The 25,433-nt window shown below is 63.7% G+C and carries 8 protein-coding genes; 5 read left to right on the forward strand and 3 right to left on the reverse strand.

The genetic code is table 11. The features are described 5' to 3' along the window. Positions 1 to 168 precede the first annotated feature (168 nt). From H3H45_RS06865 to H3H45_RS06875, 3 genes are all read left to right on the forward strand, one after another. Entirely contained in the window at positions 169 to 16,374 is a 16,206-nt protein-coding gene (locus tag H3H45_RS06865) for a beta strand repeat-containing protein (RefSeq protein WP_182832954.1), read from the forward strand. Positions 16,375 to 16,458: 84 nt separating this feature from the next. After that, positions 16,459 to 18,300, forward strand: coding sequence for an O-linked N-acetylglucosamine transferase, SPINDLY family protein (locus H3H45_RS06870; protein ID WP_182832955.1), 1,842 nt, complete (start codon positions 16,459 to 16,461; stop codon positions 18,298 to 18,300). A gap of 22 nt (positions 18,301 to 18,322) precedes the next feature. Further along, on the forward strand, positions 18,323 to 19,150 hold the full coding sequence (locus H3H45_RS06875) for a hypothetical protein (protein ID WP_182832956.1): 828 nt from the start codon (positions 18,323 to 18,325) through the stop codon (positions 19,148 to 19,150). A gap of 22 nt (positions 19,151 to 19,172) precedes the next feature. Here the strand turns inward: H3H45_RS06875 and H3H45_RS06880 are convergent, their stop codons facing one another. The 3 genes from H3H45_RS06880 to H3H45_RS06890 are packed head-to-tail and all read right to left on the reverse strand — an operon-like array spanning position 19,173 to position 23,553. Then, a complete protein-coding gene (locus H3H45_RS06880) occupies positions 19,173 to 20,498 on the reverse strand; it encodes a TolC family outer membrane protein (protein ID WP_235983379.1) in 1,326 nt (441 codons plus the stop codon). Positions 20,499 to 20,500: 2 nt separating this feature from the next. Further along, positions 20,501 to 21,829, reverse strand: a complete 1,329-nt coding sequence (locus H3H45_RS06885; RefSeq protein WP_182832958.1) for an HlyD family type I secretion periplasmic adaptor subunit — start codon at positions 21,827 to 21,829, stop codon at positions 20,501 to 20,503. Between the two features lie 2 nt (positions 21,830 to 21,831). After that, the gene (locus H3H45_RS06890; RefSeq protein ID WP_182832959.1) at positions 21,832 to 23,553 is read right to left on the reverse strand and encodes a type I secretion system permease/ATPase; all 1,722 of its coding nucleotides are present in this window, start codon (positions 23,551 to 23,553) and stop codon (positions 21,832 to 21,834) included. Between the two features lie 220 nt (positions 23,554 to 23,773). Between H3H45_RS06890 and H3H45_RS06895 the strand changes: the two genes are divergently transcribed. Next, entirely contained in the window at positions 23,774 to 24,532 is a 759-nt protein-coding gene (locus tag H3H45_RS06895) for a substrate-binding periplasmic protein (RefSeq protein ID WP_182832960.1), read from the forward strand. A gap of 120 nt (positions 24,533 to 24,652) precedes the next feature. Next, positions 24,653 to 25,408: a substrate-binding periplasmic protein gene (locus H3H45_RS06900; protein WP_182832961.1), complete on the forward strand. Its 756-nt coding sequence runs from the start codon at positions 24,653 to 24,655 to the stop codon at positions 25,406 to 25,408. Positions 25,409 to 25,433 lie beyond the last annotated feature (25 nt).

A 25,433-nucleotide genomic window follows, 5' to 3' on the forward strand; every position in this document is an offset into this window, starting at 1 on the left:
TGTCAATAAATTGTCGGCGCTTGTCAGTGTGGCGTAGAAAATTATTTTCTGACGCTCGCTAAAGGTTCCAAGACTTCTGCCGTCAATTCGCAAACGGGATTCCCTCTCCGCGGTGGCATGCCTGGGTGGCAGAGCTAAGGCGGTTTACTCTGTGCAGGTACAAAAATAATGAGCAGCATCTTTACTGGCCTGACTACCGCCCAAGTAGCCGCGTTGACCACCGACCAAATCGCCGCTTTGACCACCGAAGACATTGCTGGCATGAGTACGGCGCAGATGGTGGCCTTTACCACTGCACAGATCCAGGTGCTGTCTACCGAGAGCGTTCAGGCGCTGTCTACCGCCCAGCTTCGGGCCATGCAGACAGTGGATTTTGCTGCCCTGACCAGTGATCAGGTCCCCGCGCTCGATGCCACCCAGACCGCAGCGCTTACCACTGCCCAGATTGTTGCCCTGACCACCGCCCAGGCCGCCGCGCTGACTGCCACCCAGGCCGCCGCCCTGACCACCGCTCAGTTGCAGAAAATGGAAAACGCCGACCTGGCGGCCCTGGGCACCGATGCGATCGAGGCACTTTCCACCGCTCAGGTGTTCAATCTCACCACCGCGCAGGTGGCCAGCCTGACCAATGCCCAGGTGGCGGCTCTGGAAATTCAGGATCTGGCAGTGATGAACGCTGCGGCGATCAAGGCCATGACCGCCGGTCAGGTGGCTGCTCTGACCACTGACCAGATCCAGTCGCTCAGTACCCTGCAGATTGCTGCCCTGGATACCGATGTCGGCTCTTTGACCAACGCCCAGATTGTGGCCCTTGAGTCGCATCAGGTTGCCGCGCTGAACTCCGTGCAGGTTGGCGCGCTGTCGCCGACCAAGCTGGCGGCCCTGGAAGCGGCCGATATCGCTTACCTGACCACTGCCGTGGTCGCAGCGCTGAAGACCAATCAGATTGCCGGGCTGACGACCGATCAGGTAGAAGCGCTGACCACCTTGCAGGTCAGCAAGCTGTCCTCCGCGCAGCTGGCTGCGCTCACCACCGCACAGATTCAGGCTATGGAGGTGGCGGATATCGCCGTGCTCTCCACGGCTGCCATACCGGGGCTTACCACTGCGCAGGTCGTCGCACTGACCACTGACCAGATACAGGCGCTGACCAGTGCCCAGGTCGCAAGGCTGGACACTGCCGATGTGCGCGCGCTGACTGCTGCTCAGCTGGAAGCCATGGAGAGCGCGCAGATTGGCGCACTCACGGCAACCCAGGTGCTGGCCCTGACCACTACCCAGCTGCAGGCCATCGAAGCGGCTGATCTTGCGGCAATGAGTACGGCTGCCATTGGTGCTTTGACCACGACCCAGATCAACAAGCTGACCACCGAGCAGATCGAAGCGCTGACCACCCTGCAGGTTCGCTCTCTGAAATCGACCCAGCTGGCTGCCATGACCACTGCCCAGGTACGTGCTCTGGAGGCTGAAGATGTAGCGGCGATCTCCACTGCCAGCATCGCCGGTCTGAGCACTGTGCAGATCGCGGCTATGACCACCGATCAGATCGAAGCACTGACCAGTGCTCAGATCGCCCAGCTGGATACCGCCGACGTCAAGGCGCTGACCACGGCGCAGATTGATGCACTGGACTCGGTGCAGATTGCTGGCTTGACCAGTGTCCAGATCAGCGCGTTGACCACCGCCCAGGTCGCCGCCATTGATTTGGATATTGTCGGCATTTCCCCCGCTACCCTGGCGGCCATGAACACGGCACAGATCCGTGCGCTAGATATCGCTCAGATCGAAGCGCTGACTACCGCCCAGGCTGCTGCACTTACTGCCACTCAAGTAGCTGCTCTGAGCACCACCAGCATCGAGGCCATCGAGGTCGCGGACCTGGCCGTCATCAGTACCGCTGCGATCAAGGGGCTGACCACTGCGCAGGTGCGCGCCCTTACCAGCGATCAGGTCGCCGCCCTGACCTCCGCACAGATTCGCTCCATGGATGCCGTCGACGTAGCTGCTCTTAGCTCCGACAGCATTGCCGCCCTGAGCACTTTGCAGATCAGCGCCCTGACCGCTGGGCAGATTGCCGCGCTGACCACCGTGCAGATTGCCGCCATTGATGACGCCAGCCTGGCGGTATTGTCCCCGGCGACCATTGCGGGCTTGACCACTGCGCAGATTCGCGCCCTGACCAGCGATCAGTTGGTGGCGCTGACTACGGCGCAGGCTGCTGCGCTGACCATCACCCAGGTTGCTGCTTTGAGCACCGCGCAGGTCGCTGCTCTGGAAGTGGCGGATGTCGCCAAGCTCTCCACGTCCGCTATTGTCGGGCTGAGCAGTGCACAAGTGAGCGCGCTGACCGATGCTCAGTTGCAGGCGCTGACTACCGCGCAGATATCCAAGATTGATGCAGCTGATCTCGCCGGCCTGAGTACCGCCGATATCGGGCTGCTGAGTGCTGGGCAGATTGGCGCTCTGACCGCCACTCAGGTGGTTGCGCTAAGCACCGCACAGGTGCGCGCCATTGAGGTGGGGGATATCCCCTCGCTGTCGATCGCCGCTATCAAGGCGCTGTCCACGGCGCAGGTTGCTGCCTTGACCACCGATCAGATAGTTGCTTTGACTTCTGCTCAGGTCGCCGGCCTCGATCCGGCTGATTTTGCTGCGTTGGGAACCGCTCAGCTGGTTGCCCTCAGCCAGGCCCAAGCCGCCGCGCTGACTTCGGCGCAGATCGCTGCACTTTCGCCTGCCAAACTGGCAGCGCTGGAAGAAACCGATCTGGCTGCTCTGAGCACACTGGCCGTGAGGGGGCTGACCAGCGCTCAGATCGGCGCGTTGACCACCGATCAGATCGTTGCCCTGACCACTGCCCAGGCTGCGGCCCTCAGCTCGGCGCAGATCGTCGGCCTGAAAACCTCGCAGATTGCCGCACTTGAAGAAACGGACCTGGCGGCACTGTCCACTGCGGCCATTGCCGGCATGAGCACGGCGCAGATCGCCAGCTTGCAGGCTACCCAGGTCGATGACCTGACCACGCTGCAGATCCAGGCCATACAGACGGTCGACATCAAGGCCATGACCACCGACCAGATGGCTGCGCTCACCGCACCTCAGGTGTCGTCCCTGACCATCCCGCAGCTGGTGGCCATGACCACTGCGCAGATTGATGCACTGAACACGCCGCTCACTGCCGAGCAACTGGTAGCCCGTGAGATCGGTGCCTTGACCACAGCCAATATCGGTGCGCTGACCACCGCGCAGATTGCTGCCTGGACTACCGCCCACGCGGCAGCCTTGGTCTCGACGCAGGTCGCGGCGATGAGCACGGCACAGGTGCGCGCATTCGAAACCGTGGACTTCCAGGCGCTGTCTGCCAGTGTGATCCAGGGCTTGAGTACGGCCCAGGTCGCCAAGCTGACCAATGCCCAGGTCGCGGCGCTGACCACCGAGCAGATCACCGCTTTGGAAGTAATCGATCTGGGTGCTCTCAGCACTTCGCAGATCGTGGCTCTGACTACTGCCCAGGCCGCTGCTCTGAGTACTGCGCAGGCCGTTGGCCTGAGCACCGCCCAGCTGCGTGCGCTGCAGACTGCCGATCTGGCTGCGCTCAGCACGTTTGCGGTGAGCAAGCTAACCGCGGCACAGATCGCAGCACTGACTACCGCCCAGGTTGCCGCGCTCACCTCCGATCAGGTTGAGGCCCTCAGCGTTGCTCAGATCAAGGCGCTGGGTACTGCCCAGGTCAAGGCACTGGACACCGAACAGATCGCTGTGCTGAGTTCCGCCCAGCTTTCCGCACTGGAAACCGCGGATATCCTAGCGCTGACTACCGATCAGTTGGTCGCGCTGAGTACCCAGCAGATTGGTCAGTTGAGTTCTGCGCAGATCACCGCGCTGACCAGCAAGCAGATCATGGCGCTGGAAACCGATCAGATTGCCGCGCTGAAGACGGCGCAGATCGTCGCCATGGATACCGAAGACTTCAAGGCGCTGAGCATCGAGCAGATCGCCGCACTCGATAGTGCGCAGATCCGTGCCCTGCAGACGGCGGATATTGTTGCCCTGACCACCGCACAATTCGCCGCGTTGAGTACCGCCCAGCTGGCCGCCCTGACCACGGCGCAGATCCGCGCCATCGAGACGGCTGATCTGCGTCAGCTGAGTACCCTGCAGATCGCCAGCCTCAGCTCCAGCCAGGTAGCTGCGCTGACCACCGCGCAAATCGCCAAGCTACTGACCGCACAGGTGGCCGCCCTGGAGACCCAGGATCTGGTCGCTCTCAGCACGGCTGCCATTGTCAGCCTGACCAACAACCAGGTAGCTGCGTTGAGTACCGCGCAGGTCGCGGCACTGACTACTGCACAGATTCGCGCCATAGAGACCAACGATCTTGCCGTCCTCGACGACGAACAAATCGAAGCTCTGACCACGGCCCAGGTTGCTGCGCTGACCAGTGCGCAAATCGCCGCCATGACCCCGGAGCAGCTCGCTGCCCTGCAGGCTGAAGACCTTGCTGTGCTGTCGACCGCAGTGATCAAGGCGCTGACCACTACTCAGGTAGCGGAACTCACCACCGAACAACTGGCAGGGCTGTCGACCGCCCAGTTGGCGGCCTTGGAAACAGCCGATATTCGCGTGCTCAGCAATGAGCAGATCACCGCGCTGACCAGCGTCCAGGTGGCTGCGCTGACCACCGCTCAGATTGCCGCGCTGACCACTGCCCAGGTTTCCGTACTGTCCACCGAGGACATTGCGGCACTGGGGCTGCCGGCATTCAGAGCGCTGACCACTGCCCAGCTGCGTGCCCTGGGCGAGGAACAACTGGCGGCGCTGACTACCGCTCAGGCGGCGGCACTGACCACCGTGCAGATTCGCGCACTGACAGTCGGCCAGCTGGCCGCCCTGGAAACCGCCGATCTGGCCGCGCTGGCCACTGCCAACATTGCTGCGCTGCTCAGTGCCCAAGTGCAGGGGCTGACCAGCGAGCAGGTCGCCGCGCTCACGACGGCCCAAATCAAGGCCCTGACCACCACCCAGATTGCCTTGCTGAGCGAGGAGCAGGTCGCGGCCATCGAAACCGAAGACCTGCAGCAATTGACCAGCTCCGCCATCCAGGCTCTGAGTTCGGCTCAGGTTGCGGCGCTGACCAGTGATCAGGTCGCGATTCTCAGTACCGCGCAGATCCGCGCCCTGGATACGGCGGATGTGGCGGCCTTGGTGCCGGAGCAGCTGGTCGTCCTGAGCAGCGCCCAGTTGCAGGCGCTGAGCACGGCGCAGATTGTCGCCCTGGGTTCCGATCAGGTCGCCGCACTGAGCACCGATCAAATCGAGGCACTGACCACCGCTCAGGTACGTGCCCTGCAAACCGCTGATCTGCAAGCCCTAAGTGTTGAACAGATCCAAACCCTGACCACCGCCCAGGTCGCCGCATTGACCACTGTCCAAGTGGCATCCCTGACCTCCGATCAGGTGGCGGCGCTGGAAATCGACGACCTCAATGTCCTGTCCACGGCCAGCATCAAGGCGCTTGGTAGCGACCAGGTCGCGGCCCTGAGCACCGATCAGGTTGCTGCCCTGAGTACCGCCCAGGTGGCGGCGCTGGACAGCCAGGATGTCGCCGCGCTCGGCACCGCGCAGATCGTCGCGCTGACCAACGAGCAGATGGCGGCCCTGAGTTCCAGCCAGTTTGCCGCACTCGGCAGCGATCAGATTGCTGCCATCGAAATCGATGACCTGCAGCAACTGTCCACTGCCGTCATTCGCAACCTGAGCACTGACCAGGTGCAGGCCCTGAGCACCGATCAGGTACAAGCCCTCACTGGTTCGCAGGTGGTGGCCCTGACGACTGCGCAACTGAGCAAGTTGAGCACCGAGCAGATTGTTGCCCTGGATGCCGAGGACCTCTCGCTGCTGAGCACGGCGCAAGTTGCCGCCCTGACCACCGCCCAGGTGGCCGCTCTGACCGTAGAACAGATTGCCAACCTTGGCTCGCTGCAACTGGGTGCCTTCGATACGGCGGACATCCGTGCCCTCGGCACGGCGCAGATCGTCGCGCTGACTGAGGAGCAAGTGGTTGTTCTGACTTCTGCGCAATTTGCCGCACTCACCACCGATCAGATCCGCGCCTTGGAAGTGCAGGATCTGGCCGCGCTGAGCAGCACGGCGATTGCCGGCCTGAGCACGGCCCAGGCTGCCGCGCTGACCACCGCGCAGATCGCCGCGCTGACCGAGGATCAGGTTCCGGCGCTGACCAGCGCGCAGATGGCGGTGCTCAGCACCGAACAGGTCGCCGCGTTCGAACCCTTCGATCTGGCCGCCCTGGCGCCGAGCACCATCTCCGGCTTCAGCTCCGCGCAGATGGCCGCTCTCAGCACGGCGCAGATTGCGGCACTGACCTCCGATCAGATCGCCGCGCTGGATGCCTCCGACCTGTCCGCACTGACCACCGAACAGATCGTCGCGCTGACCGAGAATCAGGCGCGTGGCCTGACTTCCGCGCAGGTCGCCGCCTTCAGCACCGAGCAGCTGGCTGCTCTGGAAACGGCCGATCTGGCCAAGCTCACCACCGCTGCCGTTGGCGCCCTGTCTTCGGCGCAGTTGGCAGCCCTGACCCTGGATCAGGTTGCGGCGCTGACTGCCTCGCAAATGGGCAATCTGGCTACCGCCAGCCTGGCCGGTCTCAGCACCGCCCAGGTAGCTGCGCTGTCGTCCACTCAGGTGGCTGCTCTGGGCGTCGAACAGGTGGCCGTGCTCAGTACTGCCCAGATCGCCGCTTTGGATGCCGTTGATGTCGCTGCGCTGAGCAATACCCGCATCGTTGCCCTGACCACCGCCCAGGTGGCTGCCCTGACCCTTGGTCAGCTCGAGGCCTTGAGTACCTCTCAGGTGCGTGCTCTGGAAACTGAAGATGTTGCTGCGCTGACCACTGAGCAAGTCGCCAGCCTCGATGTCGCTCAGGTTGCTGCACTGACTACCGCGCAGATCGCCGCGCTGACCACGGCCCAGGTGCGCGCGCTGACCATCGAGCAGCTTGAAGCGCTCAGCGGTACGCAGGTTGCCGCCCTGGAAACCGAAGACCTGGTCGCCCTGACCACCGATCAACTGCAGGCGCTCTCCACCGAGCAGATTGCTGCACTGAAGACCGCACAAATCGCTGCCCTTACCACGGCGCAGGTCGTGGCCCTGGAAGCCGGTGATATCTCTGGCTTGAGCGCCGCCCAGCTGGTGGCACTGACTACCGCGCAGGCCGCCGTGCTGACTGTCGAGCAGATCGCCGCGCTGAGCACAGCACAGGTTCGCGCACTGGAAACCGCCGACCTGGCGGTCTTGCCGACCGATCGCATCGCTGCCCTGAGTACCGTGCAGCTGGAGGCCCTGACCACCGCGCAGGTGGTTGCCCTGACCACCGACCAGGCGCGTGCTCTGACGGCTGATCAGGTTGCCGCGTTGACCACCACACAGGTGCGTGCACTGGCTACCGATGATCTGGCCGTGTTGACCAGCGATCAGATCGCTGCGCTGACCTCCGATCAGATCACCGCGCTGAGCAATGCCCAGGTGGTCGCGCTGACCACCGCTCAGGCTGCCGCCATCGAAGTGGCAGATCTGGCTGGCCTGACCACGGGCCAAGTACAGGCCCTGCAGACCGATGATCTGGCCGCGCTGACCACCGCGCAGATCGCCGGTCTGAGCAATGCGCAACTGGCCGCCCTGAGCACGGCACAGATCGTCGCACTGACCAGCGCTCAAGTGGCTGCCCTGACCAATAGCCAGGTCGCTGCCCTGTCTACTGCCCAGGTGCGTGCACTGGAAACCGCCGACCTGGCTGCACTGACGACTGCTCAGGTACAGGCGCTGACCACCGCCCAAGTAGTAGCACTGAGCACCGCTCAGGTGGCCAGCCTGACCCAGACCCAGGTTGCCGTGCTGGAAAGCAGCGACCTGCGTGCCCTGACCACGGCGCAGATAGTTGCCCTAACTACTGCGCAGATTCAGGCGCTGACCACGACTCAGATTACTCAGCTGACCAGTACCCAGATCGCCGCGCTGGAAACCGCTGACCTGGCGGCCCTCAGTCAAGAGCAGGTATTTGCCCTCAGCGGCTCGCAACCTACCGCGCTGACCACTGCCCAGATCGCCAGCCTGCCGACCGCGCAGATTGCTGCTTGGCAGACTGCTGACCTGGCCAACCTCACGACTGAGCAGATTCAGGCGCTGACCACTGCCCAGATGCAGGCCCTGACCCTGGAGCAGGTTCCGGCCCTGACCACTCTGCAGATCCGTGCGCTGGAAACTGCCGACTTGGCTGCGCTGACCGCCGAGCAGGTGGTCAATCTGACAACCCTACAGGTGGCTGCGCTGACCACTGAGCAAATCCAGGCGTTGACCACCGCTCAGGTGGCGGCGCTGGAGACTGCCGACCTGCGCGCGCTCGGTACTGCGCAGATTCGCGCTCTGGAGAGCGCCGATCTGGCTGCTCTTACCGATACCCAGATCGCCGCGCTGACCACCGCCCAAGTGGCGGCATTGACCACGGCGCAGATCAACAAGCTGACCGCCGGTCAGATCGCTGCGCTGGAGACCGCCGATCTGGCCGCGCTGAGTACCGCGCAGATCGTCGCGCTGACCAGCGCACAGATCCAGGCCCTCGGCGCTGCGCAGATTGCCGCGCTGACCACCGCCCAGGTGCGTGCGCTGGAAACCGCCGATGTGGCGGTGTTGACTGCCGAGCAGATTGCGGCCTTCACCACCGTGCAGATCCAGGCGTTGAGCACTGCGCAGATTGTTGCCCTGACCACCGAGCAGATCCAGGCGCTGGAGCAGGCAGACCTGCAGGCCCTGACTACCGCCCAGTTGGTGGCCATGCAAACCGCCGACCTGGCAGCTCTGCGTACTGATCAAATCGAGGCCCTGACCACCGCGCAGTTCGTGGCACTGACCAGCAGCCAACTGCTGGCCCTGACCACCGAGCAGATTGCGGCTATCGAAACCGTCGACCTGGTGGCGCTCAGCGCCAGCCAGATCAGCAAACTGGAAACCGCCGATATCGCCGCCCTGCAGGGCGCGCAGATTGCTGCGCTGACCACCGCCCAGGCAGCTGCGCTGACCACCGTGCAGATTGCTGCGCTAACCAGTGATCAGGTGGGTGCTCTGGAAGCGGCCGACCTGGCCGTGCTGAGCACCGCGCAGATCCGTGCCATCGATGCTGCCGATCTGGCAGCGCTCAACAGTGCCCAGCTTCAGGCGCTGACCACCGCCCAGGCGGCGGCGTTGACCACTGCCCAGGTGGCTGCTCTGGCGCCGAGCCAGGTCGCTGTTCTGGAGGCTGCCGACCTGGCAGCCCTGGGCACCGCGCAGATTCAGGCTATGAGTTCGGCCCAGTTGGCTGCGCTGAGCAGCGTCCAGCTGCAGGCGCTGACCGTTGCCCAGGTCAAGGCCATCGAGGTCGCTGATCTGGCTGCACTAAGCGCCAACCTGGTGAACAAGCTGACCACCGCGCAGGTGCAGGCCTTGACCAGCGCCCAGGTGATTGGCCTGACCACCGCCCAGGTCGAATCGCTGACCACTGTTCAGGTCGCCGCGTTGACTACGGCGCAAATCCAGGCGCTGCAGACCGACGATATGGCGGCTCTGACGCCAGCGCAGATCGTTGCCTTGACCACTGCCCAGGCCGCTGCACTGACTGGCGCCCAGGTGGCGGCACTGACCGTCGACCAGATCGCGGCGCTGCAAACCGCTGATTTGGCGGCGATTGGCACCCTCATCATCCCCAGTCTGACCGTCGGCCAGATTGCCGCGCTCAGCGAGGCTCAGGTTGCGGCGCTGACTACCGCGCAGATTGCCGCTCTGCAGACTGCCGATCTGGCCGCTCTGAGCGCCGATCAGGTGGTTGCCCTGACCAGTGCCCAGGTCGCCGCGCTGACCACTGCGCAGCTGTCCAGCCTGACCACCGTGCAGATCGAGGCGCTCGAAGTGGCTGATCTGCAGGTGCTGAGCACCGCGCAGATCGCCGCCCTGAGCACCGCGCAGATCCGTGCCCTGACCCAGGCCCAGGTCGCTGCCCTGAGCACCGCTCAGGTACGTGCCCTGGAAACTGCCGATGTGGCCGTCCTGACCAGCGACCAGTTGGCGGCCCTGACCACGGCGCAGATCCAGGCGCTGAGCACCACGCAGATTGTGGCGCTGACCACGGCCCAGGTCGCCGCGCTGGAAACCGCCGATGTGGCGGCTCTGACCACCGCTCAGGTCGTGGCCCTGCAGACGGCTGACCTGGCCGCCCTCACGGTCGAGCAGATCGCGGCGATGAGTGCTGCCCAGCTGTCCAAGCTGACCACCCTGCAGGTACAGGCTCTGACCACTGCTCAGGTGGCGGCCATCGAAAGTGCCGACCTGTCGAGCATGACCAATGCCCAGCTGCAAGTGTTGAGCACCGCTCAGGTACGCGCACTGAATGCCGAGCAGATCGCCGCCCTCAGCGTTGCCCAGGTTGCCGCGCTGTCGACCGCCAGCATCCAGGCCTTGAGCAGTGCGCAGATCGTCGCCCTGACCAGCGACCAGGTCGCCGCGCTGGGTACCGCCCAGGTCGTCAGCCTGACCAGTGACCAGGTCGCCGCGTTGCAGACCGTCGATTTGGCTGCCATGAACACTGCGCAGATTCGTGCTCTGGAAACCGCTGATCTGGTGGCTCTGAGCCAACAGCAGGTGGCGGGTCTGACCAGCGCCCAGGTGGCTGCCCTGAGCACCGCCCAGGTGACTGCGCTGACTACCGCCCAGGTGGCGGCGCTGCAAAGCGTCGACCTGCAGGCCTTGAGCACTGCGCAGATTGTCGCGCTGAGCACCGCCCAGGTGCGTGCGCTCAGTGGCGAGCAGGTGGCTGCCCTGAGTACCACCCAGTTGCGTGCCCTGGAAACCGCCGATATCGCCGGCCTGAGTACCGACCAGATCATCGCCCTGACTACTGCTCAGGCGGCTGCTCTGACCACGGCCCAGATCCTCGCCCTGACCACCGCTCAGGTTGCTGCCCTGGAAGCGGCCGATCTGGCCGCGCTGACCACGGCCCAGATCCGTGCCCTGGAAACGGCCGACATCGCCGTGTTGAGTGAGGATCAGGTGGTTGCCCTGAGCACCGCTCAGGTTGCTGCTTTGACCACCGCCCAGGTGGTGGCGCTGACCACGGCGCAGATCGAACTGCTCTCCGTGGCTCAGGTGGCTGCGTTGACCACCGCTCAGGTAGCGGCTCTGCAGACCGCAGATGTGGCTGCGCTGTCCGATGTCCAGCTGGCTGCCCTGACCACTGCCCAGGCGGCAGCTCTGACTGGTGCGCAGATTGCCGCGCTTAGCGTCGATCAGATCGCCGCCCTGCAAGCTGTGGACTTCGCCGCGCTGTCCACCGCCGCCATCGTAGGCCTGACCACCGCCCAGGTAGCCAACCTTACCCTGGCGCAGATCGCTGCGCTGACCAGCAGTCAGATCGGTGCCATGGAAGTGGCCGACTTGGCCGCGATGACGCCGGAGCAGTTGGCCGAACTAACTACCGAGCAAGCATCTGCGCTGAGCAGTGCGCAACTGGCAGCCCTCGACGCCGACCAGTTGGCGGCGCTAGATCCAGAGGCGCTGACCGCAGCGGAGATCGAGTTCATCGAGTCGTTGACCACCGACAGTGTGCCGGGGCTGACTACCGAACAGGTGGCTGGCTTTACTACTCGGCAGATCCGCATTCTGGAAACCGAAGACCTTGCTGCGCTGACTACCGCCCAGGTGCAGGCGCTGACCACCGAGCAGATGCAGGCGCTGACCACCACCCAGATTCAGGCGCTGACCACCAGCCAGGTCGCCGCGCTGGAAAGCCAGGACGTCGCCGCGCTGAGCAACACCCAGCTGGTGGCGTTGACCACTGCGCAGGCGGCGGCCCTGACGGATGCTCAGCTCGATGCCCTGAGTACCGCGCAGATCCGCGTGCTTGAGGTCGCCGATCTCGCGGCGCTTAGTGCGGGTCGCATTACCAACCTGAGCACCGATCAGATCGCCGCCCTCACTGGTGCGCAGATCCAGGGCCTGACCACGGCCCAGGTTGCGGCGCTAAGTGGTGAGCAGATCGCCGTGCTGAGCACGGCGCAGATTCGCTCCATGGAAACTGCCGATCTGGCCGCGCTGACGGCCGATCAGGTGGGCGCCATCGAGACGGAGGATCTGTTGGCGCTGACCAATGAGCAGATCACGGCGCTCACCAGCGTTCAGGTTGCCGCGTTGAACAACACTCAGCTCGCTGCGTTGAGTACGGCGCAGATCAAGGCGCTGAGCACCGAGGACGTGGCCGCCCTGACCCTGGATCAGGTCGGTGCACTGACTACCGCTCAGGTACAGGCACTGACTACCGCGCAGATCGTCGCGCTGACCCCGGCGCAGTATGCCGAGTTCACTACGGCGCAAGTCAGCAAGCTCACCACCACCCAGATCGAGGTGCTGGGTACGGCTGATATCGCGGCACTGACCGAAGAACAGGTCGGAGCGCTGACCACCCTGCAGACCACAGCACTGAGCACTGCTCAATTCGCCAGTCTGTCGGCACAACAGATTGCTGCTCTCACCACTGCCAACATCCAGGCCCTGAGCGCCGCTCAGCTAGTGGCGCTGACCACTGCCCAGGTGCAGGCTCTGGTGTTCGAGCAACTGGCTGCGCTGACCACCGATCAGATCGTGCTGATGGAGACCGCGGATATCGCCGCGCTGACCGCCGACCAGATCCAGCTGCTGCTCGCTACACAGGTGGCTGCGTTGACTTCGGCTCAGGTCATTGGCCTGACCACTGCGCAGATTGCCGCCCTGGAGCCTCAGGACATCGCGGCGCTGTCCACCAGCGTGATTCCGCTGCTGACCTCGGCGCAGGTGCAGGCCATTACCCAGGATCAGATAGGCTCGCTGACTACTGCGCAGATCCGTGCCCTGGAAACCGCTGACCTGGCGCTGCTCAACAGTGCCCAGTTGGAAGGCTTGCAGCTGGCTCAGGTATCGGCGCTGACCACGGCGCAGGTAGCTGCCCTGACCACCGCACAGATCCAGGATCTCAGCAACGACCAGATCCAGGCGTTGACCGAGGCCCAGACCGCTGCGCTGACCACGGCACAGATCCAGGCCCTGACCACCGCCCAGGTGGCCGGTATGGAGGCGAACGATGTTGCCGCGCTGACCAGTGCGCAACTGGTCGCGCTGACCAGCGACCAGGTGCAGGTGCTGACCGTCGAGCAGATCCAGGCCATGAGCAAGACCCAGCTGTCGCAGCTGGAGACCGCCGACCTGGCCTTGCTCAACACGGTGCAGATCCGCGCGATCGAGACGGCCGACATCAGTGGCCTGACCACTGCGCAGATCGTCGCCCTGACCACCGAGCAGGCGGCTGCTCTGACCACTGCGCAGATTCAGGCGCTGACCACTGCCCAGTTCCAGGCCATGCAGGTTGCCGATCTGGCAGCGCTGACCACGGCGCAGATCCAGGCCATGGAGACCCGCGACATCGCCGTGCTGACCACGGCCCAGATCGCCGCCCTGACCAGCGATCAGGTGCAGGCGTTGACTACCGCCCAGATCGTTGCGTTGACCACCGATCAGGTACCGGCACTGGAGGCCGCCGACTTCGCCCTGCTCAGCACGGCGCAGATCGTCGCCCTGCAGACCCGAGACGTGGCGGTGCTGACGTCCGACCAGATCGTCGCACTGACCACCGAGCAGGCCGAGGCACTGACGTCTGCCCAGCTGGCGGCGCTGACTACTGCCCAGTTAGTACGCATTGAGGTCGAGGATCTGGAGGTCATGACCACGGCTACCCTGCAAGGTCTCTCCGCCGAGCAGGCGGCTGCGCTGACCACCGATCAGGTTGCCGCGCTGACCACCGCGCAGCTGGTGTCTCTCGGCACCGACGATGTGGCTGCGCTGACCACGGCACAGATCGTCGCGCTGGGTAGTGATCAGGTTGCAGTGCTGACCACCGCGCAGATCCAGGCGCTGACCACCGCGCAAGTCGCCGCCATGCAAGTGGCCGATTTCGCCAATCTGACCTCTGACCAGATTGCGGTGATGGAGACCGCCGATATCGCTGCGCTGACCACCGCGCAGATCGTCGCCCTGACCACTGAACAGGCCAGTTTCCTGACCTCGTCGCAGCTGGCTGCGTTGAGTACGGCGCAGCTGGTGCAGATGGAAGTGGCCGACTTGGCCGCGCTGTCGGTCGCCGCGATTGTCGGTCTGACCACGGCCCAGGCCGCGGCACTGACCAGTGCGCAGATCCAGGCACTGACCAGCGACCAACTGCCGGCCATGGAAACCCGCGACATCGCGGCGCTGACCACGGCGCAGATTCAGGATCTCACCAGCGATCAGTTCCAGGCGCTGACCACTGCGCAGATCAAGGCGCTGACCAGTGCCCAGGTCGAGGCGCTGGAAATCGAGGACCTGGCTGCGCTGGGCACCGATCAGATCCGTGCGCTGGACGCCACCGATCTGGCCCTGCTCAGCACCGATCAGTTGGTCGAGCTGACCGTGGCGCAGATTGAGGCGTTGACTACCGAGCAGGTGGTCAAGCTGACTACTGCGCAGGTGCAGGCGCTGACTACCGATCAGTTGGTGGCGCTGACTACCGAGCAAGTGGCGGCCATGCAGGGCGCCGACGTGGCGGTACTGACCACCGCGCAGATCGTGGCGCTGAGCGTTGCCCAGGTGCAGGCGTTGACCACCGCGCAGATCGTTGCGCTGACCAGCGACCAGTTCGCCGCCATGGAAGTTGGTGACCTGGCCGCTCTGGACAGTGCCCAGATCCAGGCTATCCAGGGCTCCGACCTGGCGGCGCTTAGTTCCGATCAGATTGCCGGCCTGACCGTAGCCCAGGTGCAGGCGCTGACGACCTCGCAGATCGTCTCGCTGACCACCGCGCAGATGGAGCATCTGACCCTGGCCCAGGTGGCCGGGTTGACCACGGCGCAGATCGCGGCCATGCAGATCTCCGATCTGGCGTCTCTGACAGCGGCGCAGATCGAGGCACTGACCACCGCTCAGGTACAGGCGCTGACTGCCTCGCAGATCTATGGCCTGACCACCGCCCAGGTGGCTGCTCTGGAAACCGAGGATCTGGCGGCGCTGACTACCGCCCAGATCCAGGCCATGCAGAACAGTGACCTGGCGGCGCTGACCACTGATCAGATCCCGGCGCTGACCACCGATCAGATTCAGGCGCTGACCACCTCGCAGATCAAGGCGCTGACTGTTGCACAGGTCGCCGCGTTGACCAGTGATCAGGTCGCCGCGCTGGAAACCGTCGATGTGGTGGCTCTGACCTCGGCGCAGATCGCTGCCATCGAGGCGGGTGACTTCGCCGCGTTCAACACGGCTCAACTGGTGGCGATCGATGTGGCGGACATCGCCGCACTGACCACCGATCAGCTGGGCGGGCTGAACATGACCCAGGCCGATGCCTTCACCGCGTCCCAGCTGGCGGCCATGAGCACCGAACAGCTGTCGGTACTGACCACCTCGCCGCTGATTCTCGACCTCAATGGCGATGGCGTGCAGACCCAGCACTGGGCGGCCAACACCCTGTTCGACATCGACGGCGACGGCGATGTCGACCAGACCGGCTGGGTTGGCGAAGGCGATGGCCTGCTGGCGCTGGATCGCAACGGCGACGGCAGCATCAATGACGGTAGCGAGCTGTTCGGCACCGCCACCACCCTGGAAGACGGCAGCAAGGCCCAGGACGGTTTCGCCGCCCTGGCCGAGCTGGACAGCAATGGCGATGGCCGCATCGACGCCAACGACGAGGCCTTCGCCTCGCTGCGAGTGTGGATGGATGGCAACAAGGATGGCCTCAGCCAGAGTGGCGAGCTGTACAGCTTGTCGAGCCTGGGTATCGCTAGCATCAACCTGCAGGCGCAGCAGACCAGCGAGCTGAACAACGGCAACTGGGTCGGCCTGAACGGTAGCTACGAGACAGTCGATGGCCAGGTGCACAGCATGGCCGACGTCTGGTTCCGTAGTGGCGAAGCCGGTCAGACTATCGACCTGACCGCGCTGAACGCCGAGTCGATCAGTGAGCACAGTCTCAGCCGCATCGACCTCGGTCACGACGGCGGTGTGGCCAGCACGCTGAAGCTGGATGCCGAGAGCATTAGTCTGTTCGGTCAGGCTGGCCTGGTCGATACCAGTGCTCTGGGTGCCTCGCAGCCGGTGCAGCTGCTGATCAATGGCGATGCCAATGACAGCGTGCAGATCGCTGATCCGGCGGGTGAATGGCAAGCGGTAGGCAGCGTACAGGTCGACGGCACCAGCTACGACGTGTACAACGATGGCGAAATCCAGCTGCTGGTGGCCAGCAACGTGAACACCAGCTTCTTCTCCTGAGTAGGCGCTGGTAACTCTTCCCCGGTGGCGCCTGGCGCTGCCGGGGAGGCACGTGTGCAATCCATCCCCTGACAAGGCGTTCGCATGCCCGCCAATCCACTAGAAAGTCCGAACCTGGACGTTGCCCTGCTGAGCGCCCTGCAGCTGGCCGAACAGGCTGCTCTTGAACCCATGCACCTGATCGCCGTAGCCGAGCGGCTGGGTCAGGCCCGCCGTGCCACCGATGTGGTTCGGCTGTATCAGACCTGGCTGGGGCACTGCAGCTCGACTGCCGACTACATCGTGCAGTTCAACCTGGGGGTGACCCTGTCGCAGCTGGAACAATTGCCGGCGGCAGAGCAGGCTTACCGGGCGGCAATTCAACGCAAGCCTGATTTCGTCCAGGCCTGGTTCAACCTGGGGGCGGTGATCGAGCGTCAGGGGCGTGCGGAGAATGCCCTGATCATCTGGCAGTCGATGCTCGACCACCCGCTGGTGGGTCCCGAGCTCAACCCTGAGCTGTACATCATGGTGCTCAACAGCATGGGCCGGTTGATGGAAGAGACTCGCCAGCTGCAGTCGGCCGAACAGAAGCTGCTGGCCAGCCTGCAGGCCAATCCGCTGCAGCCCAAGGTGATCCAGCACTGGGTGCATCTGCGCCAGAAACAGTGCGAGTGGCCGGTGCTGACTCCGCTGGATGGCCTGTCTTGCGGTGATATGCTCAAGGCTACCTCGCCCCTGGCCATGCTTTCCGCCAGCGACGATCCGGGCCTGCAGTTGGCCACCGCCATGCGCTTCGTGGTCGAGCGGGTCAACCAGCGTGTGGCGCTGTTGGCACCGCCGCAAGGCTACGACCATCCGCGTGTGCGCATTGCCTTTCTCTCGTCGGACTTCTGTCTGCATGCGGTGTCGCTGCTGACGGTGGAGCTGTTCGAATTGCTCGATCGCGAGCGTTTCGAGGTCTACGGCTTCTGCTGGAGCCGCGAGGATGGTTCGGCCCTGCGTGCGCGGGTGAAGGCGGCCATGGACCACTTCATTCTCATTGGTGGCATGGATGACGCCAGCGCAGCGCAACTGATCCAGCAGCACGAGATCGACATCCTGATCGATCTGCAGGGCCTGACTTCGGGGGCGCGGCCGAATATCCTGGCCTATCGCCCGGCGCCGCTGCAGATTACCTACCTGGGTTTCCCGGGGCCGACCGGCCTGCCTTGCGTGGATTACGTGATCGCCGACCGCTACCTGATTCCCGATGCGGAAAAGCCGTTCTACAGCGAGAAGCCGCTGTACCTGCCGGTGTTCCAGTGCAGTGACCGTCGGCGCCCGGTGGCCCCGCTGCCCAGCCGTGCCGACTGCGGGCTGCCGGAAGATAAGGTGGTGTTCTGCTGTTTCAACAACAACTACAAGTTCAACGAAGAAACCTTCTCCTGCTGGATGCGCATCCTCGCCGCTGTGCCGGACAGCGTGTTCTGGCTGCTGGCCGACAATCAGTGGTCGCAGGCCAACCTGCTGGCCTGTGCCGAACGCCACGGTGTAGCGGCCGAGCGGCTGATCTTCGCCCCGCGCGTGGCGCCCGAGCTGTACCTGGCGCGCTACACGGTGGCCGATCTGTTCCTCGATGCTTATCCGTTCAATGGTGGCACCACCGTCAACGATGCCCTGTGGATGGGCCTGCCGGTGCTGACCCGTTCCGGGCGCACCTTCGCCTCGCGTATGGCCGGCAGCCTGCTCACCGCCCTGGAGCTGCCCGAGCTGATCACCGACAATCTGGCCGACTACGAACGGCGTGCCATCGAACTGGCGCGTGATCCCGCTCAGCTGCGCGACCTACGCCAACGCCTGGCCGAGGAACGCGAGACTTCACTGTTGTTCGATATGCCGCGCTTCGTACGCAGTTTCGAGGAAGGCCTGCTGGCCGCCCGAAACGCCTCGGCGGCGCGTGACTGACCCCTTACCGCGGAAGCTACCGATGGCCCCCGAGAACCTCGTCTACGCCTGCCTGACCCATGTGCCGCTGGAGGTGGACTATCCGCACTATGTCACGCCCATCTACATGGGCGAGGCGCAGGGGGACGGGCGTCTCAATCTGCGTGACCTGGCCCCGGAATGGGAGCCCTACCATCCGGTGCTGGGCTCGATCGCCGGGGCGTTCGCCCTGAAGAATCTGCTGCTGCAACGCCCCGGTATCAGCCATGTGGGCATCTGCCAGTACCGCAAGTTCATGACCCGCGAGCGCCTGGGCGTGCAGGCTGACAATTACCAGGTGATGGACGTGCTCTCGACCGAGCAGATCGACCGTGACGTACTCACCGAGCAGATGTTGCCCAAGGATTCGGACTTTCTGATCGGCAAACCCGGACAGTTCACCCTCAACGGCGTCAATCACGGCTACCTGTATCAGTACAAGGACGTGCACCACGTCGAGGATTTCCTGCGCTTTACCGCTGCGGCCGTGGAGCTGGGTGTGCTGGATCGTCAGGAGGTCTGTCCGTTCTTCGACGAGAAGATCTTCTTCCCCGGCGGCATCGAGCTGGGAGTGCTGCCGGCGGAGTTCTGGGTTCGCCATATCACCGCCATCGAAGCGGTGGTGCGGCGCTGCGTGGAACTACACCCGACCCAGCGCCCGGACGTGCAGGCACGGGTCTGGGCCTTCTGTGCCGAACGTCTGGGCAGCTACTACCTGCTACGCCAGCTGCGTAGCCTGCCGAGCGCCAACGGCGACTGGCTGAGTCGCCATACCGGCCAGCTCAACCTGCTGGTCAAGTCTGGCGAGCGCAGCTACGTACCGGGCGTCTGAGTTTTTTAGCAGGCCTTAGCTTTCAGAACAGCGCTTCGACCTGCTGCAGCAGGCCGCGGTGCATCAGCCCGCTGCGCGCGTGCAGGGTCACCAGGCTCTGCAGCATCAGCAGCTTGCTATTGAGCAGGTCACGGCGGGCCAAGAACAGGGTCTGTTGGGCGTTGAGTATGTCCACCGTCGAGCGTACCCCGGCCTGGTAGCCTTTCTCGGCCGATTCCAGAGCACGCTGGCTGGAGTTCACGGCGGTCTGCAGGGCCTTGCTCTTGGCATAACCGCTGACCACGCCCAGGTAGTTGCGCTCGATATCCTCGGACAGCTGACGCGCCTCGTCATCGAGTTGGGCCTGGGCGCTGGACAAGGCGAACTGTGACTTGCGCGAAGCGGCATTGACGCCGCCACCGGCGTACAGCGGTACATCCAGAGACAGGCCGAGGTAGGAGGTGGCCTGGCGGCGGAAGTCGTCGGCCAGGTTGTCGCGATCCGAGTGATTGAGTTCACCGACCAGCGCCAGCTGCGGGTAGTGCCCGGCTTTCTGTGCGCGCAGTTCCGCCTCGGCCACAGCCACCGAGTCGCGCCGAGCGTCCAGTCGTGGAGCGGCCAGGTGCGCCTGTTGCTGCCAGAAGACCAGGTCTTCGCCGGTCTTCAGCGGCGGCGCTGCCGGCAGCTCATCACGCATGCTCACGATCTCGTCGATGGCGACCCCGGTGCGTCCGGACAGTGCATGGCGGGCGGCCTGCAGGCGGGCCTGGGCCTCGATCTCCTGGGCCATGACCAGGTCGAGGCGGGCCTGGGCCTCTTCGGTGTCGGTAATGGTACCGTCGCCCACTTCATAGAGACGACGAGTCTGTTTGACCAAGCCTTCGATGGCGATCTTTTGCTGCGCGATCAGGCTCAGTTCATTCTCCTGGCGAGCCACCTCGAAATAGGCCTCGACCACGCGCGGGAAGAGTTCCTGGAAGGCATCGTCATAGATCGACTCACCCAGTCTGCCGCGCGCCTTGGTCTGGGCGTAGTAGGCGGCTTTGGCGCGGTCGTAGAGTACCTGGCGGGCGCTCAGGTTAAGGCCGCTACTGATTGACTGCGGATCTTCGTTGTTGCCGTCGAGATCGCGGCCGCGGAGCTGGCGGGTGCTGCCGTAGCGGCCGCTGGCGTTGACCTGTGGCAGCAGTGGCGCCAGACCGATGTCTTCTTCCTGCTGGCTGGCCTGGTAGTCGAAGGTGGCGGCCTGGAATGTCGGGTCGTGGTACAGCGCGTTGTCGTAGGCATCCAGCAGTGACAGAGGCGCCGGCTCTGCCGCCTGGGCGAATGGCAGCAGCAAGGCGGTGAGCAGGGCAAGATTCAGGCGCATGCTCATTCTTCCTTGAGTGCGCCGCGGATGCGCTTTTCCAGCGGGCTGAGCAGGTACTTAAGGAAAGTGCGTTCGCCGGTCTGCACCATGACCTCGGCCTGCATGCCCGGTTTCACCTCCAGGCCGTGAGTCTGCAGCGTGGTCACTGCTTTGGCACCCACTTCGACCTCGACGGCGAAGTAGGGCAAGCCGGTCTGCTCATCCAGCAGCTGATCGCCGGAGACCGTCAGCACCTTACCTTCCACCACGGGCAGCGTGGCGCTGTTCAGCGAGGAGAAGCGCAGGTTCACCGGCAGGCCGATCTTCAAGCGATCGGCGACCAGGGGCTCGAACTTGGCCTTGATGATCCACGCCGAGCCGCGTGGCACGATGTCCATCAGCTTCTGCGCGGCAGGTATCACCCCGCCTTCGGTATGTACCGCCAGGCCGATCACCTGGCCGGCCACCGGGGCGCGGATGGCGGCGTTGCTCACCTCGAACTCCAGGGCCTTGATCCGCTCCTCCAGGCTGGAGGCTTCGGCGGCGATACTGGCCAGCTCGGATTCGGCCTCGATGCGGAAGCTCTGTTGCAGTTGCAGGGCTTGCAGCTTGCTCTCGGCGATACTTTGCCGGGTCTTGCCGATATCCGCGATGCCGGAGGTCAGTTGGGCGCTGAGCTGGGCAGAGTTGCGCTCGGCCTCGAACAGGCGGTTACGTGGCACATAACCTTCGGCCGCCAGTTGGCGCAGGCCGGCCAACTCCTTGCGCTGGTAGTCCAGCTGGGTTTCCAGATGGTTTCTGATCTGTTCATAGGAGCGCAGTTGCTCCTGCAGCGAGGCGGCCTGGTTCTCGAGAATCTGCTGGCGGCTGCTCAGCTCGTCACGGCGGGTCTCGAACAGATTCTTCTGCAGTTCCATGTTGCGTTTGGCGCGTGGGTCATCCTGCCGCGCCAGCAGGTCTGGCGGCCAGTCGATGGCGGACAGACTGTGGCGCTCGGAGCTCAGGCGCGCCTCGCTGCTGCGTGCGCTGAACCACTGGCCGAGGGCAACCTCCAGCTGCGCCTGGGCCTGTACCGTGTTGAGCTGGATCAGCAACTGGCCGGCCTGCACATGGTCACCTTCGCGCACCAGGATATCGTCCACCGCACCGCCGGTCAGGGCTTGAACCGTCTTGCGCTCACCGGCCACCACCACCGTGCCGTTACCGGCTACGCCCTGGGCTAGCGGCGCCAGGCTGGCCCAGAGAATGAAGCCGCCGAGGCCCAGGGCGATAATCCACAGGCCGAGCCGGGCGGTCTTGGCGGCGGCACTGATATCGGCGGGCAGGGCAGGCTTGGCGAGGGAGGCGGACATGATCAGCTCGTCTGGGTGCTGGGGTCGGTGCTGGCAGGGGCATTGCTCGGAAACAAGGCCTTGAGCACCTGGTCACGCGGGCCAAACATCTTCTGTGTACCTTCCTGCAGCACCAGCAACTTGTCGACTACCGCCAGCACGTTGGGGCGGTGGGTAACCAGTACCACGGTCGAGCCATGTTTGCGCAGGGCATCGATAGCGGCGACCAGCGCGGCTTCGCCGGCATCGTCGAGGTTGGAGTTGGGTTCGTCCAGCACCACCAGCGCCGGTTTACCGTATAGCGCACGGGCTAGGCCGATGCGCTGCTTCTGCCCACCGGACAGGCCGAGACCGCCAGGCCCGAGCAGGGTGTCGTAGCCCTGCGGGAAGCGCAGCACCATCTGGTGGATGCCTGCCAGGGTGGCGGCTTCGATAATCTTGCTGGAGTCGGTCTCGCCGAAGCGAGCGATGTTCTCGGCCACCGTGCCGTCAAACAGCTCGATGTCCTGCGGCAGGTAGCCCAGATGGGGGCCCAGCGCTTCGCTGGCCCACTGACCTATCTCGGCACCGTCCAGGCGCACCGAGCCGTAGCTGGGTGGCCAGACCCCGACCATGGCGCGCGCCAGGGACGACTTGCCAGAGGCGCTCGGGCCGATGATGGCCAGTACCTCGCCCTTGGCCAGGGCCAGGTCGATGCCGTTGACGGCCGGGCGCTTGCTGCCCGGCGGCGTTACCACCAGGCGTTCTATACGGATTGCCCCAGTTGGTTCCGGCAAGCTCATGCGCTCAAGTTTGCGCGGAAACTCTTCGAGTAAGTCGCACAGGCGTTTGTAGCTGGCTTTGGCGTTGTCCAGTTGCTTCCATGAGCTGATGGCCTGTTCGGCCGGCAGCATGGCTTTGCTGATCAGGAAGCCCGCTGCCATCATCACTCCGCCGGAGATTTGCCCATCGAGAATCAGCAGCATGGCCAGGCCCATGGCCAACGACTGCCAGGCGGTACGCACCAGGCGGGTAATGGTGGAGATGCCGGCGGCCTTGTCGCTGGCGGTGGACTGGGCGCCGATCAGCCGTTGCTGCATGGCTGCCCAGCGCTTCTGCAGGTTGCTCAGCATACCCATGGCCTGGATCACTTCGGCATTTTGCAGGGTGCTGTTGACGTACTTTGCCGAGTGCACGGAAATCTGGTTGGCTTCGTCCAGGCCCTTGCGGGTGGCATGCTCGTTCCAGATGGCCAGGGCGAACAGGATCAGTGCACCGAGCAGGGTGAACAGCCCTAGCCAGGGATGCAGCAGGCCGGTGACGATGAGAAAGATCGGCATCCAGGGTAGATCGAGCAGCGAGATCAGGGCCGAGCCGGTGAGGAACTGGCGCAGCGCGTTGAGATCGCTGAGCACCTGCGCCGGGTTGGCGTTGTGCTCCTTGAGGCTCTTCTGGAAGGCCACGCCAAACAGACGCTCACCGAGGTCGAGGTCGATGCCGGCGCTCATCTTGATCATCACCTGGCCACGTATCCACTCCACCAGTGAGCTGAGCAGGAACAGGCCGAGGGCGAGTATGGTCAGCAGCAGCAGGGTGGTTTCGTTGCGGCTGGCCATCACCCGGTCGAACACCTGCATCATGTAGATGGCCGGCACGATGGTCAGCAGGTTGATCACGCCACTGAACAGGGCGATGACCCAGAACAGGCTGCGGTAGCGCAGTAACGCGGCATCGATATCACGGGTAGGGTCGAGGCGTAGGCGCATGGATGAATACAGGTCTCTCTACTAATCGCAGCATGATGCCACTATCGATTGCTCTTGGCATGCTAGCTTTGCGTGACGTTTATTGCTGGTTTGCGTCAGAGCTATGGTCATTCTGCACTTGGCGATTCGACAGTCTTCGTGGTGAAGATGTACTGCATTCAGCTGGGGCTGATGTTGCTTAAGTTATACTCCGGCTTCGTATATTTATAAGGAAGTGGCTATGTCGTTGAAGCGTCTGCTGGTAGCGCTATTAGGGGTAAGCCTGTTGTACGTCGGTGCTGCTCGCGCCGAATTGGACGAGAACTACTCGGTGATTCTGATGACCGAGAACTTCCCGCCTTACAACATGGCGACCAACGACAAGAACTACGCCCGCGAGGAAAACCTCAAGGGCATCGCCGTGGAAGTGGTGCGCGAGATGTTCAAGCGCGCCGGGATCAACTACCACATGACCCTGCGCTTCCCTTGGGCGCGGATCTACAAGCTGGCGCTGGAGAAGCCCAACCACGGTGTGTTCGTCGCCGCCCGGCTGCCGGAGCGCGAGAAGCTGTTCAAGTGGGTCGGTCCGATTGGTCCGGATGACTGGGTGATGCTGGCCAAGGCCGATAGCCCGATCACTATCAACAGCCTCGAGCAGGCCAAGCAGTACCGCATCGGTGCCTATAAAGGCGATGCGATTGCCGAGCATCTGCTGGCCCAGGGGCTCGAGCCGCTGACCTCCTTCCGCGATCAGGAGAACGCCCGCAAACTGCAGGAGGGCAAGATCGACCTGTGGGCCACTGGCGATCCGGCTGGTCGCTATCTGGCCAAGCAGGAAGGGGTGACCGGCCTGAAGACGGTGCTGCGCTTCGAGACTGCCGAGCTGTTCCTGGCCCTTAACCCGGAGACCCCGGATGAGGTGGTGCAAAAATTGCAGCAGGAACTCGACAAAATGCGCCAGGAAGGCTTCGTCGACAAGGTACTCAACAGTTACCTGTGACCCCCTTAATGACCGGCGCTCGCCGGTCATTTGTTATGCGTCTGCCGCTATTTGCTAACTGAGCGTGCCCTGTACAACGGGGTGGCGTTTTTATTCACCTACCAGGCGAGTGTTAGAAGAATGCTGAAGATTTTGCAGAAAGTTCTTTTGGGTGGGCTGCTACTGACTGCCTTTGGTGCCCGGGCTGAGTTGCCCGAGGATTACAAGGTGGTTCTGCTCACGGAGAACTTCCCGCCGTTCAACATGGCTGTGGATGACAAGAACTTTGCCCGTGAGGACGGTATCGACGGCATCAGCGCCGATATCGTGCGTGAGATGTTCAAGCGTGCGGGGATCGGTTACACCATGAGCCTGCGCTTTCCCTGGGATCGCCTCTACCGGCTGACGCTGGACAAGGCCAACTATGGTCTGTTTTCGACCACTTTCACGGATGAGCGCAAGCCGCAGTTCAAGTGGGTCGGTCCACTGGCTAAAAGTGGCTGGGTATTGCTCGCCGCGCCTGGCAGTACGATCACTGTCGCTACCCTCAAGGATGCCGCGCAGTACAACGTCGGCGCCTACAAGAACGATGCGGTCAGCCAGCATTTGGAAGGACAGGGGCTCAAGCCGGTCAATGCACTGCGCGACCAGGAAAACGTCGACAAGCTGGTCAAGGGCAAGATCGATCTGTGGGCGACCACGGACCCGGTTGGGCGCTACCTGGCCAAGCAGCAGGGCGTCAGTGGCTTGACCACCGTGCTGCGTTTCAATGAGGCGGAGCTCTATCTGGCCCTGAACAAGGACACGCCGGATGAGGTGGTGGAGCGTTTGCAGAAAGCGCTCGACGAGCTGCGTACGGAAGGTTTTGTCGACGATATGACCAACAGCTACCTGTAAGTCATGCGCAGGCAATAAAAAGCCC

The sequence above is a fragment of the Aquipseudomonas guryensis genome, assembly GCF_014164785.1.
Taxonomy (GTDB): domain Bacteria; phylum Pseudomonadota; class Gammaproteobacteria; order Pseudomonadales; family Pseudomonadaceae; genus Aquipseudomonas; species Aquipseudomonas guryensis.

Coding starts and splice junctions, on each gene's coding strand:
- H3H45_RS06865 (WP_182832954.1), top strand. CDS start 169: ATGAGCAGCATCTTTACTGGCCTGACTACCGCCCAAGTAGCCGCGTTG.
- H3H45_RS06870 (WP_182832955.1), top strand. CDS start 16,459: ATGCCCGCCAATCCACTAGAAAGTCCGAACCTGGACGTTGCCCTGCTG.
- H3H45_RS06875 (WP_182832956.1), top strand. CDS start 18,323: ATGGCCCCCGAGAACCTCGTCTACGCCTGCCTGACCCATGTGCCGCTG.
- H3H45_RS06880 (WP_235983379.1), bottom strand. CDS start 20,498: ATGCGCCTGAATCTTGCCCTGCTCACCGCCTTGCTGCTGCCATTCGCC.
- H3H45_RS06885 (WP_182832958.1), bottom strand. CDS start 21,829: ATGTCCGCCTCCCTCGCCAAGCCTGCCCTGCCCGCCGATATCAGTGCC.
- H3H45_RS06890 (WP_182832959.1), bottom strand. CDS start 23,553: ATGCGCCTACGCCTCGACCCTACCCGTGATATCGATGCCGCGTTACTG.
- H3H45_RS06895 (WP_182832960.1), top strand. CDS start 23,774: ATGTCGTTGAAGCGTCTGCTGGTAGCGCTATTAGGGGTAAGCCTGTTG.
- H3H45_RS06900 (WP_182832961.1), top strand. CDS start 24,653: ATGCTGAAGATTTTGCAGAAAGTTCTTTTGGGTGGGCTGCTACTGACT.